Genomic DNA, 14725 nt, shown 5'->3' on the forward strand with positions numbered 1-14725 from the left:
ACGCACTTGCCAGCCCGCCGCACCCGGCCGGCTGGGCCGATCCGGAGCGCACGGCGGGCCCGGACGCCGCGCCGGACCGGGCGGGCGGGCCGGCGGACCGGTCGGCGCTGCTGCGGGCCCTGGCCGCGCTCCGGGACGCGCCGGCCCGCACCGGGGCGCTGCTCGTCGTCGACCTGCACGGCGGGAGCGCCGCCGCCGGCCAGCAGGCGCGGGAGGAGGTGCTGGCCGAGGTCGTCCGCCGGGCCCGTGCCGTCGTCGGCCACCGCGACCTGGTCGCGGACGTGACCGCGGCCGGATTCGCCGTGGCCACCGAGGCCGGCCCGATGCTGGCGTACGCCCTCGGCACCCGGCTGCTCGACGCGCTCGCCCAGCCCTACCAGGTGCCGCTCGGCGTGCTGCGGCTGCGCGTCGGGGTCGGCCTGGCGGAGGTGGGCGGCGGCGACCCGGAGGACGTGCTGCGTCAGGCGGATCTCGCCCGGCGCCGGGCCGTACAGCTCGGCCGGGACCGCGTCGAGTGGTACGACGCCTCCCTCGAGGAGCAGCTCGTCCGCCGGTTGGACCTGGAACGGGAGCTGCCCGGGGCGGTCGCCCGGGGCGAGCTGGACCTCGTCTACCAACCGGTGCTCGACCTGACCGACGGGCAGCCGGTCGGCACCGAGGCGTTGCTGCGCTGGCGCAGCCCGGTGCTCGGCACGGTGCTGCCCGCCGAGTTCCTGCCGGTGGCCGAGGACCTCGACGTGGTGGGCGAGCTGGGCTGCTGGGTGCTGGATCGGGCCTGCCGGCAGCTGGCCGCCTGGTCGGCCGGCAGCCGACAGCTCTGGATGGCGGTGAACGTGACCGTTCGCGAGCTGACCGCACCCGACTTCGTGCCCCGGACGGTGGCCGTGCTGGACGCGTACGGGGTGTCGCCGGACCTGCTGGTGGTCGAGGTGGCGGAGCCGCGGGTGGGTGCCGAGCTGCCGACCGTGGTGGCCCGGCTGGCCGGGCTGCGCTCGCTCGGTGTGCGCACCGCGCTGGACGACTTCCGGGCCGAGCACGCCTCGCTCGCCCAGCTCCGCCGGCTGCCGATAGACCTGCTCAAGGTCGGCCCCCGGCTGGTGGACCCGGCGGATCCGCAGCGTCCCCTGATCGACGTGGTGGTGAACGTGGGGGACCGGCTGGGGCTGGCCATCGTGGCGGAGGAGTTGGAGTCGGACGCCCAGGTCGACAACGCCCGGCGGGCCGGCTGCCGGTACGGGCAGGGCTTCGCGCTGGCCCGCCCGGCCACGGCGGAGCGGGTCGAGGCGTACTTCGAGGAGTTCCCGTCGGCGTCGCGCTGAGCGCCGCCCCGCCGCCGGGTTGACCCTGACACCGTGTCAGGGCCGAACGTGTGAGGGGACATGTTCACCATCGGAGACTTCGCCAGCCTCGGCCGGGTGTCGGTCCGCATGCTGCGCCACTACGACAGCATCGGACTGCTCCGTCCGGCCGCCGTCGACCCGCACACCGGTTACCGGTTCTACCGCGCCGAGCAGCTGCGCCGGCTCAACCGGGTGATCGCCCTCAAGGAGCTGGGGCTCACCCTCGGGCAGGTGCGGGTGATCCTCGACGACGCCGTGGAGGTCGCCGAGCTGCGCGGCATGCTGCGACTGCGCCGGTCGCAGCTGGCGGCCCAGCTGGCGGCCGACACCGCCCGACTGACCGGGGTCGAGGCGCGGCTCCGCATGATCGAGACGGAGGGTCGGATGACCAGCCAGGACGTCGTACTGAAGGAGCTGCCCGCGGTCCGGGTGGCGGAGCTGACCGGGGTGGCCCCCAGCTACGCGACCCCGGACGTCTCGCCGGTGATCCAGCCGCTCTACCCGGAGCTGTTCCGGCGCCTCGACGCGGCGGGCATCGTCCCCGCCGGCCCGGCGCTGGCCTGGTACGAGCCGGCGGGGCGGGGCGAGTCCGTCGTGGTGCACGCCGGGGTGGCGGTGGCCGTCGACCCCTCGGCGGCCCCGGACCTCGCCGTCGTCGAACTGTCCGCGGTCGCCGCGGCCGCGACGATCATCCACCACGGGTCGATGGACGAGGTGGAGGTCAGTACGCAGGCGCTCGCCGCCTGGATCGAGGCGAACGGCTGGCGGGCCGACGGGTACGCCCGCGAGCTGTACGTGGAGTACTGCCAGGACGAGCCGGAGAAGGGGGTCACCGAACTCCAGCTGCCGGTCGTCCGGGCCTGAGCCCCGGCCGCGCCGTCCCGTTCCCGGCCGAGGGCTGTCCGGCCGGGACGCCGCGGGACGCGGCGCCCCGCCACCGGTTCAGGCGGGGCGGGGCGGGGCGGTGCTGCCCCGCGGGGTGAGGTGCGCGGTCTCGTCCCGCACGGAGTCGGCGGGCGAGCCACCGATCACCGCGAGCAGCTGCCGGGCGGCGTGTGCGCCGTACGCCGGGATGTCCCGCCCGAGCGCGGTCAGCGGCGGGTGCACCAGCTGGCAGAGCGGTGAGTCGTCCCAGGCCACGATGGAGAGGTCCCCCGGCACGGCGAGGCCCATCTCCTGCGCCACCGCCAGCCCCGCTATCGCCATCACGTCGTTGTCGTAGATGACCGCCGTCGGACGGCCGGCCGAGCTGAGCAGCCGGCGGGTGGCTCGCGCGCCCTCCTCGCCGGTGTAGTCCGACAGGACGGTGGCCGCGTCGACCACGCCGAGCCGCGCGCAGGCCTCGACGAACGCCTCGGTGCGGATCTGGGTGTGCAGCAGGTCGGGCAGGCCCCCGACCCGCGCGATCCGGCGGTGGCCGAGGGCGACCAGGTACTCCACGGTCTCCACCAGCGCTGCGGCGTCGTCGGACCAGACGCTGGCAAGCCCGCCGGTGCCGCCGGGGCCGCCGATCACCACCGCTGGCAGGCACAACTCCTCCAGCACGGGCACCCGGCGGTCGTCGGTGCGCAGGTCGCAGACGAGGACGCCGTCGACCCGGCGCTCGCCCCACCAGCGGCGGTAGACCGCGACCTCCGCCTCGGGGTCGGCCACCATCTGGAGGGTGAGCGCGTACGACCGGGCGGAGAGTTCCGCCTCGACGCCGCTGATCAGCTCCATGAAGAACGGCTCGATGCCGAGCGTGCGGGCCGGACGGCACAGGGCCAGGCCGACCGCGTCGGCGCTGGCCCCGGAGAGGGAACGGGCGGCGCGGCTCGGGTTGAAGCCGATCTCGGCGGCGATGGCGAGGATCCGCTGCCGGGTGGTCTCGGAGACCCCGGGCTGGCCGTTGAGGGCGTAGGAGACCGCCCCTTTGGACACCCCGGCGCGCCGGGCGACGTCGGCGATCGTGGGCCGCTTCACCGGCGTACTCCTCCAGTCTCCCGCCCCGGCGGGTGTCACCACGCGGCCGGTGCGACCGGCGGCGGTCCACGCTACTGCACGGCGGCCCGCCGCCCGGCCCGGCCTTCGCCGCCCCGGGCGGGCCTCCGGCTGCACTCCCAACTTTTCCGGTTAAGCGTACGGAGGCGCGACCCGTGCGGGCGCCGCCCGGGCTCGCATCGGGCCGCCCCGGATGTGCCTCCACCACCCATGATCACGCTCCCGTGCCCCGCGACCGTTGCCGGCGGGTTGCGGTGTTCATCGGCCGTTGACACTGTCCCGGCCTCGCCGTACGGTGGCGGAACTTATCCGGTTCAGTCAACGACTCTCGATGTCGGGAGCGTTCCCATCTTGCGCGGAGGATGACATGAGACGGTCCTTGACGCGGTGGTCGAGGGTGGCCGCCGCCAGCGCGGTCAGCCTGGTCATGGTGGCGGCGTGCAGTGGCAACAGCGGCGGTGGCGGCGGCTCCGAGCCGGGCGGGCCGGTCACGCTGAAGATCAATTTCTGGGGCGACTTCGGGCTCGACGAACTCAAGACGAGGTACGAAGCCGCCAATTCGAACGTCAGGATCAGCCTGAACACCGGCGAGTACAACGCCCAGCACGAGGACCTGCAGAAGAAGCTCATCGCCGGCTCCGGCGCGCCCGACATCGCCGCCATCGACGAGGGCTTCGCCATCCAGTTCCGCGGCCAGGCCGAGAAGTTCGTCAACCTGCTCGACAAGGGCGCCGGCTCGTACGAGCAGAAGTACCTGCCCTGGAAGTGGAAGCAGACGCTGACGCCCGACGGCAAGACCCAGATCGGCCTCGGCACCGACGTCGGCGGCCTGGCCATGTGCTACCGCACCGACCTGTTCAAGGCCGCCGGACTGCCCACCGAGCGCGACCAGGTCTCGGCGCTCTGGCCCACCTGGGACAGCTTCATCTCCGTCGGCCAGCGGTACACCGCCAAGAGCGGCAGGAAGTTCATCGACTCCGGCACCAACATCTTCAACCCGGTGCTCGGCCAGCAGCCCGTCGGCTTCTACGACGAGAGCGAGACGCTGAAGATGGACGGCGGCCCGAAGGTCGCCTTCGACGTCGCGGCCAGGACGATCGGCGCCGACCTCTCGGCCAACCTCGCCGCGTTCTCGCCCGAGTGGAACAGCGGCTTCGTCAAGGGCAGCTTCGCCGTGCTCGCCTGCCCGGCCTGGATGCAGGGGCACATCAAGAACACCGCCCCCGGCACCAGCGGCAAGTGGGACGTGGCCGCCATCCCCGGCGGCGGCGGCAACTGGGGCGGCTCGTTCCTGACGATCCCCAAGCAGGGCCGGAACGTCGACGAGGCGTACAAGTTCCTGGAGTGGCTGGTCCAGCCCGAGCAGCAGATCGAAATCTTCAAGAAGGTCGGCAACCTGCCCTCGCAGCCGGCGCTCTACCAGGACCCGGCCATCCGCGACTTCACCAACCCCTTCTTCAACGACGCCCCGGTGGGACAGATCTTCTCGAAGACGGCGGAGAACCTGACCCCGCAGTACCTCGGCAGGAAGAACGGCCCGACCCGGGTGGCGGTGGAGAACGTCCTCAACCGCCTGGCCACCGGGAACCTCAGGGGCAAGCCCGACCAGGCGTGGACCGAGGCGGTCAAGGAGGCCGAGAAGGCCGCCAAGTCCTGACCGCGCGCCGGTCGGGGCGGCGTCGACCCCCGACGCCGTGCCGGCCGGTCCTCCCATCGGTCCCTGGAGGTTCCCGATGTCCAGCACCCGCGCCGCCCCCGCGTCGCCGCGCTCCCGCCCGGGTGCCGGCACGCCGGACGGCCACCGACGCCGCCGGCCCGAGCCGGCCGGCTGGCGCACCTGGCTGCACCGCTTCGACGTGCGCTACGTGCCGTACCTGCTGATCGCCCCCTTCTTCCTGCTCTTCGCGGTGTTCGGGCTCTTCCCGATCGTCTTCAACGGCGTCGTCGCGCTGCGCCACTGGCGCCTCGACGACCCGACGCTCACCGGCTGGGCGGGGCTGGAGAACTTCCGCCGCCTCTTCACCGACGACGACTTCTTCAACGCCCTCTCCAACACCTTCGGGATCTTCCTGCTCTCCACGGTGCCGCAGCTGCTGCTGGCGTTGATCGTCGCGTCGCTGCTGAACCGGAAGCTGCGGGCCCAGACCTGGTTCCGGGTCGGGGTGCTGCTGCCGTACATCACCCCGGTGACCGCCTCCACGCTGATCTTCTCGGTGGTCTTCGCCCGGGACACCGGCATCGCCAACTGGGCGCTCTCGCTGCTCGGCATCGGCGAGACCGCACCGATCGACTGGCGGTCCGCCAAGTGGTCCTCCTGGATCGCCATCGCCACCATGGTCAACTGGAAGTGGATCGGCTACAACGCGCTGCTCTACCTGGCCGCCATGCAGTCCATTCCGCGCGACGTCTACGAGGCCGCCGCCGTCGACGGCGCCGGGCCGTGGCGCCAGCTGTGGCGGATCACCGTGCCGATGATCCGGCCGGTGGTCATCTTCACGGTCGTCCTCTCCACCATCGGCGGGCTGCAACTCTTCACCGAGCCGATGCTCTTCGACTCCAACCCGGCGCTGGGTCTGGGCGGCGACGACGGGCAGTGGCAGACCGTCGCGCAGCTCGTCTACAAGGTCGGCTGGCGGGACCTCAACCTCGGCTACGCCGCCGCCATGTCCTGGGCGCTCTTCCTGGTGATCCTGATCGTCGCGGCGGTCAACGCCCTGGTCACCAACCGCCTGGGCGGTGGTAAGCGGTGAGCGCGAGGAGTGAGCTTGCGAGCCCCGCAGTCGCGAACGAAGGGCTGGCACCGGTGAGCGCGAGGAGTGAGCTTGCGAGCCCCGCAGTCGCGAACGAAGGGGTGGCACAGTGAGTGCCTCGACCTCCCGGCGGGCGGCGCTGACGGGCCGGGCCCCGCAGCACATGCCCGGCAGCGTCTGGACCTACCTGTTCCTGAGCGTCGTGATCGCGTTCTCGGCGTTCCCGCTCTACTGGATGTTCGTCATCGCGACGAACACCGACGAGGCGCTGGCGAAGATCCCGCCGCAGCTCCTGCCGGGCGGGCAGTTGGGCACCAACCTGCGGGAGGTCTTCTCCATGCAGGACGTGTTCTTCCTCCAGTCGCTCGGCAACAGCGTGATCGTTTCGTCGGTGGTGACCGCGTCGGTGCTCTTCTTCTGCTCGCTGGCCGGCTTCGCCTTCGCCAAGCTGCGGTTCAAGGGCCGCAACGCGTTGATGGTCATGGTCATCCTGACCATGACGGTGCCCAACCAGCTCGGCGTCGTCGCGCTCTACATCCTGATGGGCCGGATGCCCGGCGAGGGCGGCTGGAACGGCACCCTGCTCGCGGTGATCGTGCCCGGCCTGGTCAGCGCGTTCGGCGTCTTCTACATGCGGCAGTTCATCCTCGACGCGGTGCCTGACGAGCTGGTCGAGGCCGCGCGGATGGATGGCGCCAGCACCATGCGGATCTTCTGGAGCGTGGTGGTGCCGGCGGTCCGGCCCGCGATGGCGGTGCTCGGCCTGCTGACGTTCGTCGCCACCTGGAACGAGTTCCAGTGGCCGCTGATCACCCTCGGCGGCACCGACTACCCGACCTCGATGGTCGCGCTCTCCGACCTCGCCAGCGGCAACTACGTGCTGTACCGGCGGGTGCTGGCCGGCGCCCTGGTCGCCACCCTTCCGCTGCTGGTGATGCTCTTCATCGGCGGCCGTCAGATCGTCCGCGGAATCATGGAAGGTGCGGTGAAGTCGTGACCCGGCAAGCGTTGCACGAGGGCTGGACCCTGCGGGCGGTAGCGGGGTCGCAGGTGCCGGCCGCGATCGTGGGCAGCGCCGTCCCGGCCACCGTCCCGGGCTGCGTGCACACCGACCTGCTCGCCGCCGGCCGGATCCCCGACCCGTACCTCGACGACAACGAGAAGGAGCTGGCCTGGATCGGCCGGACCGACTGGGTCTACGAGACCACCTTCGGCCACGAGCCGGGCGACCACGAGCGGGTCGACCTCGTCTGCGCCGGGCTGGACACCGTCGCCACGCTCACCCTCAACGGCACCGAGGTCGGTCGCACCAAGAACATGCACCGCGGGCACCGCTTCGACGTCCGGTCGCTGCTGGTCGCGGGGCCGAACACCCTGGCCGTACGCTTCGACTCCGCCTACCGCTACGCCGAGGCGCAGCGGGACCGGCTCGGAGACCGGCCGAACGCCTACCCGGAGCCGTTCCCGTTCATCCGAAAGATGGCCTGCAACTTCGGCTGGGACTGGGGACCGACCCTCGTCACCGCCGGCATCTGGCAGGAGATCGGGCTGCACGCCTGGTCCACGGCGCGGCTGGCCGTCGTACGCCCCCTGGTGAGCGTCGAGGGTGGCGACGGCCGGGTGGAGCTGCACGTCGAGGTCGAGCGGGCCGGCGACGCACCGCTCACCGTGCGGGCCACCGTCGCCGGCGCGACGGCCGACGCGACCATCGCCCCCGGGCAGCGCTCGGCCGTGCTGGCCCTCACCGTCCGCGACCCGGCACTGTGGTGGCCCCGGGGGTACGGCGGGCAACCCCTGCACCCGCTGGAGGTGACGCTGCACGCCGAGGCCCGCCCGCTCGACACCTGGTCGCGGCGGATCGGCTTCCGCTCCGTACGCCTCGACACCGCCCCCGACGCCCACGGCACCCCGTTCGCCCTGCATGTCAACGACACCCCGGTCTTCGTACGCGGGGTCAACTGGATCCCCGACGACGCGTTCCCCTCCCGGATCACCCGGGACCACCTGGCGCACCGGCTCCGGCAGGCCGCCGGGGCGAACGTCAACCTGCTGCGTGTCTGGGGCGGCGGACGGTACGAGTCGGACGACTTCTACGACCTCGCCGACGAGCTGGGGCTGCTGGTGCAGCAGGACTTCCTCTTCGCCTGCGCCGCCTACCCGGAGGAGGAGCCGTTCCGCGCCGAGGTGGCCGCCGAGGCCGCCGAGCAGGTGGTCCGGCTGGCGCCGCACCCGTCGCTGGTGCTCTGGACCGGCAACAACGAGAACATCTGGGGCTGGCACGACTGGGACTGGCAGGAGCCCCTCGCCGGGCGCAGCTGGGGGCGCGGCTACTACCTGGAGCTGCTGCCCCGGATCGTCGGCGAGCTGGACCCGACTCGGCCGTACTGGCCGGGCAGCCCGTGGTCCGGCAGCGAGGAGATCCACCCGAACGACCCGGCGCACGGCACCACGCACATCTGGGACGTCTGGAACACCGACGACTACACGAGGTACCGCGAGTACGTGCCCCGCTTCGTCGCCGAGTTCGGCTACCAGGCCCCGCCCGCGTACGCGACGCTGCGCCGGGCGCTGTCGGACGAGCCTCTCGCACCCGACTCGCCCGGGATGGCGCACCACCAGAAGGCGATCGACGGCGACGCCAAGCTGCGACGAGGGCTCGACGCCCACCTGCCGGCCCCGGCGGACTTCGACGACTGGCACTGGCTGACGCAGCTCAACCAGGCGCGGGCGATCCAGCTCGCGGTGGAGCACTTCCGCTCCCACCGGGACGTCTGCGCGGGCACCATCGTGTGGCAGCTCAACGACTGCTGGCCGGTCACCTCGTGGTCGGCGATCGACGGCGACGGGCGCCGCAAGCCGCTGTGGTACGCGCTGCGCCGGGCATACGCCGACCGGCTGCTGACCGTCCAGCCCCGCGACGGCGGCCTGGCCCTGGTCGCGGTGAACGACGGCCCGGCCCCTTGGCGGGCGACCGCCTCGGTGACCCGGCTGACCCTGGCCGGCGAGCCACGTGCCAAGACGACGCTGGAGCTGGACGTCGGTGCGTACGCCAGGATCGAGCTGGCGCTGCCGGCGGAGCTGGCGCGGCCGGAGCAGGCCCGGCGCGAGCTGCTGGTGGCCGAGGCGGGCGGGACGGCGGAGCGGGCGCTCTGGTTCTTCGCCGAGGACCGCGACGCGGACTGGCCGCCGGCCGGCTACGACGCGGTGGTCGAGCCGGTCGACGGCGGGCAGCGCGTCCGGGTCACCGCCCGGACGGTGCTGCGCGACCTGATCCTCTTCCCGGACCGGCTCGACCCGGCGGCCGAGGTCGACGAGGCGCTGGTCACCCTGCTGCCGGGGGAGACGACCACGTTCACCGTGCGCGCGCACGCGCCGCTGGACCCGGCGGCCCTGACGGCCCGGCCGGTGCTGCGCTGCGTCAACGACGTCGTCTACGACTGACGGCCGGACGACGGAGATCTTGGCAAGATGCGGCTCCTGGAGGGGCGCTCTCGCACCAAGATCTCCGTGCTGTCAGGGGTCCTTGCGGCGAGGATCTGCCAAGATCGGGTGGCCCGCGCGGCGGGAGCCCGACGCCGCACCACTCAGGGAGGACCATGATCGCGGAATACGTTCGTGACGCGTCCGCCACGGCGGTGGTGTTCGGGTTCTTCGCGTCCAGCTGGTTCGGCTGGGCCCAGGAGGCCCCGCCCAGGAGTTGGCGACCGTTCCTCGGCGTCGGATCGGTGCTCTCGCTGCTCACCGCGGTCGTCGGCGGGATCCTCACCTGGCGGCGATGGTCCGAGGCGACGGCCTTCGACGCCGACACCAGCCGCGCCTTCGGGATCGTCGTGGGCATCGAGTTCGGCGTCGCCGCCTTCGGTGCCGGGCTGCTGGCCCTGCGGCGCCGACGGGACCTGATCCCGATCTGGGTCGCCCTCGTGGTGGGGGTGCACCTGTTCCCGGTCGCGGCGCTGCTCGACTACCCGCTGATCCACGTGGCCGCCGCCCTGGTGACGGCGCTGGCGCTGGTGGCGGCCGCGGTGGCCCGGGCCCGTGCCGTCGCGGTGAGCGCGGTGGTCGGCCTCGGCACCGGCGCGGTGCTGCTCGCCGCCGCGGTGTCGTCGCTGGTCGTCGCCCTGGTCGCGTACTGAGGAGGTCGGCCCCGCCGCGCCGGAGCGCCGGCAGGGGTCCGTCCGGCGCCTACTCCGGCACGCGGCGGTAGGCGCCGTCGCTGGCCGAGGTCGCCATCGAGGCGTACGCGCGCAGTGCCGCCGACACCGGCCGCTGCCGGTCGACCGGGGTGTACGGCTTGTCGCGCTTCTCCTCGTCGACCCGGCGGGCCTGGAGCACGTCCTCCGGCACGTCCAGGGTGATCGACCGGCCCGGGATGTCGATGGCGATCTCGTCGCCCTCGCGGACCAGCGCGATCAGCCCGCCGGATGCCGCCTCCGGGGAGACGTGCCCGATGGAGAGCCCGGAGGTGCCGCCGGAGAAGCGCCCGTCGGTGAGCAGCGCGCAGGAGCGGCCCAGCCCCCGGCCCTTCAGGAAGGAGGTGGGGTAGAGCATCTCCTGCATGCCGGGGCCGCCCCTCGGCCCCTCGTAGCGGATCACCACCACGTCGCCGGCGACGATCCGCTTGTTCAGGATCGCCTCGACGGCGTCGTCCTGCGACTCGTAGACCTTGGCCGGGCCGCGGAAGGTCAGGCACTCGTCGGGCACCCCGGCGGTCTTCACCACGCACCCCTCGGGGGCCAGGTTGCCGTGCAGGATGGCCAGCCCGCCGTCGGCGCTGTAGGCGTGCGCGAGGTCCCGCACGCAGCCGCCGGCCGCGTCGGTGTCCAGCGACGACCAGCGGTTGGTGGTGGAGAAGGGCTCGACGGTACGCACCCCGCCCGGCGCGGCGTGGAACAGCTCGACCGCCTCCGGCGTCGCGGACCCGCCCCGGACGTCCCAGTCGGCGAGCCAGCGCTCCAGGTTGGGGGAGTGCACCGCCTGCACGTCGCGGTGCAGCAGGCCGGCCCGGTCCAGTTCGCCGAGGATGGCCGGGATTCCGCCGGCCCGGTGCACGTCCTCCATGTGGTACTGCGGGGAGTTCGGGGCGACCTTGGCCAGGCAGGGCACCCGACGGGAGACGGCGTCGATGTCGGCGACGTCGAAGTCCAGTTCGGCCTCGCGGGCGGCGGCGAGCAGGTGCAGGATCGTGTTGGTCGAGCCGCCCATCGCCACGTCGAGGGCCACGGCGTTCTCGAACGCGGCCCGGCTGGCGATCGCGCGGGGCAGCACCGAGGCGTCGTCGCCGTCGTACCACCGCTTGGCGATCTCCACGACGGTGCGGCCGGCCTCGACGAAGAGCGACCGGCGCGCGGCGTGGGTGGCCAGCGTCGAGCCGTTGCCCGGCAGCGCGAGGCCGATCGCCTCGGTCAGGCAGTTCATCGAGTTGGCGGTGAACATGCCGGAGCAGGAGCCGCAGGTCGGGCAGGCGGAGCGCTCGATCTCGCCGAGCTGGTCGTCGGTGACCGCCTCGTTGGAGGAGGCGATCATGGCGTCGATCAGGTCGATCTTGGAGTGCACGATCCCCTCGATCGCCACCGTCTTGCCGGCCTCCATGGGGCCGCCGGAGACGAAGACCGTCGGGATGTCGAGCCGCAGGGCGGCGAGCAGCATTCCCGGGGTGATCTTGTCGCAGTTGGAGATGCAGACCAGGGCGTCGGCGCAGTGCGCGTTGACCATGTACTCGACCGCGTCGGCGATCAGCTCCCGGCTCGGCAGGGAGTAGAGCATGCCGCCGTGGCCCATGGCGATGCCGTCGTCCACGGCGATCGTGTTGAACTCGCGGCCCACCCCGCCGGCCTCGGCCACCGCCTCGGCGACCAGGCCACCCATGTCCTTGAGGTGCACGTGTCCGGGTACGAACTGGGTGAAGCTGTTGGCGATGGCGACGATCGGCTTGCCGAAGTCGTCGTCGGTCATCCCGGTGGCCCGCCACAGGGCCCGGGCGCCGGCCATCGTCCGACCGTGCGTGGAGGTCTTCGACCGCAGCTCAGGCATACCTACCAGTGTGGCACCGCCGCCGGGCCCGCCGGCGGGCGTAGGCTCCGTGTCCCAAAGGTTGCACACCCCGGGCCCCGCGCGCAGGGCGTATCCGGCACAGTTGAGGCGTGCAGTCACCCCCGGGCATGGTCGCGGCGGCGCTGCTCTGCGGGCTGGTCGCCGCCGCGGCCACCGGGCTGTCGGCCGCCGCCGCCCGGCGCCGGGCGGCGCCGCACCGGCAGGCCCACACGCTGCTCGCCGCCGCGGCCGGGGTGGCGCTGGTCGTCCTGCTGGTCGGGGTGGCCGTGGCGTTCTCCGCCGCCGGGCACGCGGGGCACCCGCCGGACCGGCGCACGGGCTGGGCCGGCGTCGTCTCGATCGGCACGGCGGTCAGCGGGCTGCTCTTCTCGGCCGGGCTGCTCCGGTTGCCCGGCGTCGCCTCCCCGGCGGCGGCCACGGCCCGGCTGGCGCTCGACGGGCTGGTGATGGCGGCGGCGCTCTGGTTCGTCTGCTGGGTGCTCTTCTCGGAGCCCACCCGGCTGCTCGGCGACGCGACCCCGATGGCCTGCGTGCCGATCCTGCTCGCCACGGTCGCGGCGGCCCTGACCACCGGGCTCGCCGTCATCGTGGCCTTCCGCGCCCCGCCGCCCCGCCGCTTCCCCGCCGGGGTGGGCGCCGGGGCCACCGCGGTCACCTGCGGCGGGCTCGGCGTGGCCGCCGGCCTCTGCCAGGCCGGGCCGGGCGTGGCGCTGGTCGGGGCGGGGGTGCTCGCCGCCGGCCTGCTCCTCGCCGCGCTGGCCGCCCGCGGGGTGGGCGCGGCGCGCCAGGCCCCGCTCGACCTGACCAGCCGCGACGGCGAGTACGCGTTCGTCCCGATGTTCGCCATGGCCGCCTCGGCGATGTACCACCTGCTCCAGGACGGCCGGTTCGACGCGCTCGGCATCGTCGCCGGCAGCGTGGAGGGCTTCGCCCTGGTGGCCCGGCAGCACCTCACCCTGCACGACGTGCGCGGCTACGCCGCCCGGCTGGCCGAGCGCGAGGCGCACTTCCGCGAGCTGGCGCACACCGACCCGCTGACCGCCCTCGCCAACCGGCGGGGGCTGTTGCAGGCGCTGCACCGCTGCGCGGGGGCACCCTGCGTGCTGCTCGGCCTCGACCTCGACGGCTTCAAGAACGTCAACGACATGCGCGGTCACGACGTCGGCGACGCGGTGCTGGCCGAGGTGGGCGAGCGGCTGCGCGCCAACCTGCGTCCCGGCGACCTGGCGGCCCGGCTCGGCGGTGACGAGTTCGCGGTGCTGATGTGCGGCTGCCCCGCCGACGCCGAACGGGTCGCCGAGCGCCTGCTCGGTGTGCTCGGCCGCGCCTACGACCAGCCGGAGGGGCCGGTCTTCCTGTCGGTCAGCATCGGCGTGGCCGCCTGGGACGGCGAGCCCGACGTGGAGCTGCTGCTGCGCCACGCCGACCTCGCGCTGCGCTACGCCAAGCAGCGCGGGAAGAACCGGATCGAGCGCTACGACGCCGCGTACGACCAGCGGCTGCGCCGGCGGACCACGCTGGAGCACGAGCTGCGCGGCGCCATCGAGCGCGACGAGCTGCGGCTGGCGTTCCAGCCGGTGGCGTCGCTGCCCTCGGTGCGTCCCGTCGGCGCGGAGGCGCTGCTGCGCTGGCGCCACCCGGTGCTGGGCAACGTCGGTCCCGACGAGTTCATCCCGCTCGCCGAGGAGTGCGGGATGATCGCCAGGTTGGGCGCGTGGGTGCTGCACCAGGCCTGCTACCAGCTTTCCCGCTGGCTGGCCGACGGGCACGACGTGTGGGTCTCGGTCAACGTCTCCCCCCGCGAGCTGCACGCCCGGGAGTACGTGGTCCAGGTCGCCGAGGCGCTGCGCGCCCACCACGTGCCGCCGCAGCGGTTGGTGCTGGAGGTCACCGAGCACGCCGTCGCGACCGACCTCGACGAGCTGATCCGCCGGCTCACCGCGCTGCGGGCGACCGGGGTCCGGATCGCGCTGGACGACTTCGGCGCCGGCTACTCCTCCCTGGGGCAGCTGCGCCGGCTGCCGATCGACATACTCAAGATCGACCACAGCCTGGTCGCGGAGCACGAGCCGGTGCGGCCGGTGGACCGCGACGGCCCGGCCTTTGCGCCGATGGTCGACATCGTCATGCGCCTCGGCCACCAGCTCGGCCTGGAGGTCGTCGCCGAGGGGGTGACCACGCCGACGGAGCTGGCCGCGGTCGTCGCCGCCGGCTGCCGGTTCGGCCAGGGCGCGCTCTTCGGCTGGGGCGTACCGGCCGAGCACCTGGAGGCGATGCTGGAGGCGGCCACGTCTCCCGGAGCCCGCCCGGCGGCCGTCCCGCCCGCGTCGCCGACACCGCCGCCGCGGAGGCTGCCGGCGCTGCCCGCCCCACGCCTCCCGGAACAGGAGTCCACGCAGGTGGAGCCGGGTGCGTAGCCACCCGCACGGGTGAAACTTCCTGCTCCGTTAACCAACATGTGGGATCAGTTGACTCATCGCGTGAGATGCGTCAGGCTTGACCGCATGTCGTCGTACCGGTCGCTGCGAGTACTTACCTGAGCGCACTCTCCACCCGAGAGTGCGCTGGCCCCGTGCATCCTGCACGAGGGCTTTTTTGTTGCCG

The 14725-nt window shown here is 73.2% G+C and carries 10 protein-coding genes; 8 read left to right on the top strand and 2 right to left on the bottom strand.

All coding sequences use genetic code 11. The annotated features are described in order from the left end of the window. Both V6V16_RS23195 and V6V16_RS23200 read left to right on the top strand, forming a co-directional pair. On the top strand, nt 1-1319 hold a 1319-nt coding region (locus tag V6V16_RS23195; RefSeq protein ID WP_334565243.1), incomplete at its 5' end, for a bifunctional diguanylate cyclase/phosphodiesterase. 60 nt (nt 1320-1379) lie between these two features. Further along, complete coding sequence (locus V6V16_RS23200) at nt 1380-2204, top strand: MerR family transcriptional regulator (protein ID WP_334565244.1); 825 nt, start codon at nt 1380-1382, stop codon at nt 2202-2204. A 78-nt stretch (nt 2205-2282) separates the two neighbouring features. Here the strand turns inward: V6V16_RS23200 and V6V16_RS23205 are convergent, their stop codons facing one another. Then, a complete protein-coding gene (locus V6V16_RS23205) occupies nt 2283-3302 on the bottom strand; it encodes a LacI family DNA-binding transcriptional regulator (protein ID WP_334565245.1) in 1020 nt (339 codons plus the stop codon). 385 nt (nt 3303-3687) lie between these two features. On the opposite strand from V6V16_RS23205, the gene V6V16_RS23210 reads away from it, so the two are divergent. The 5 genes from V6V16_RS23210 (at nt 3688) to V6V16_RS23230 (ending at nt 10203) form a co-directional block, all read left to right on the top strand. Then, a complete protein-coding gene (locus tag V6V16_RS23210; protein ID WP_334565246.1) occupies nt 3688-4977 on the top strand; it encodes an ABC transporter substrate-binding protein in 1290 nt (429 codons plus the stop codon). Between the two features lie 76 nt (nt 4978-5053). Then, nucleotides 5054-6070 (top strand): carbohydrate ABC transporter permease, encoded by a 1017-nt coding sequence (locus V6V16_RS23215; RefSeq protein ID WP_334565247.1) that lies wholly within the window; start codon nt 5054-5056, stop codon nt 6068-6070. A gap of 163 nt (nt 6071-6233) precedes the next feature. Continuing rightward, nucleotides 6234-7067: a carbohydrate ABC transporter permease gene (locus V6V16_RS23220; RefSeq protein WP_334565283.1), complete on the top strand. Its 834-nt coding sequence runs from the start codon at nt 6234-6236 to the stop codon at nt 7065-7067. Continuing rightward, entirely contained in the window at nt 7064-9511 is a 2448-nt protein-coding gene (locus V6V16_RS23225) for a glycoside hydrolase family 2 protein (protein WP_334565248.1), read from the top strand. Before V6V16_RS23220 ends, V6V16_RS23225 begins: the two co-directional genes overlap by 4 nt. A 155-nt stretch (nt 9512-9666) precedes the next feature. After that, nucleotides 9667-10203, top strand: a complete 537-nt coding sequence (locus V6V16_RS23230; RefSeq protein ID WP_334565249.1) for a hypothetical protein — start codon at nt 9667-9669, stop codon at nt 10201-10203. Nucleotides 10204-10252: 49 nt separating this feature from the next. Here V6V16_RS23230 and ilvD read toward each other — a convergent pair whose 3' ends face one another. Continuing rightward, nucleotides 10253-12100 carry a dihydroxy-acid dehydratase gene (gene ilvD, locus V6V16_RS23235; RefSeq protein WP_334565250.1) on the bottom strand — a complete coding sequence of 616 codons (1848 nt, stop codon included), beginning with the start codon at nt 12098-12100 and terminating at the stop codon, nt 10253-10255. A gap of 128 nt (nt 12101-12228) precedes the next feature. Here ilvD and V6V16_RS23240 point away from each other — a divergent pair, with 128 nt between their 5' ends. After that, complete coding sequence (locus V6V16_RS23240; RefSeq protein ID WP_442934140.1) at nt 12229-14538, top strand: putative bifunctional diguanylate cyclase/phosphodiesterase; 2310 nt, start codon at nt 12229-12231, stop codon at nt 14536-14538. Nucleotides 14539-14725: the final 187 nt, after the last annotated feature.

The organism is Micromonospora sp. CPCC 205561, assembly GCF_036906775.1.
GTDB lineage: Bacteria > Actinomycetota > Actinomycetes > Mycobacteriales > Micromonosporaceae > Micromonospora.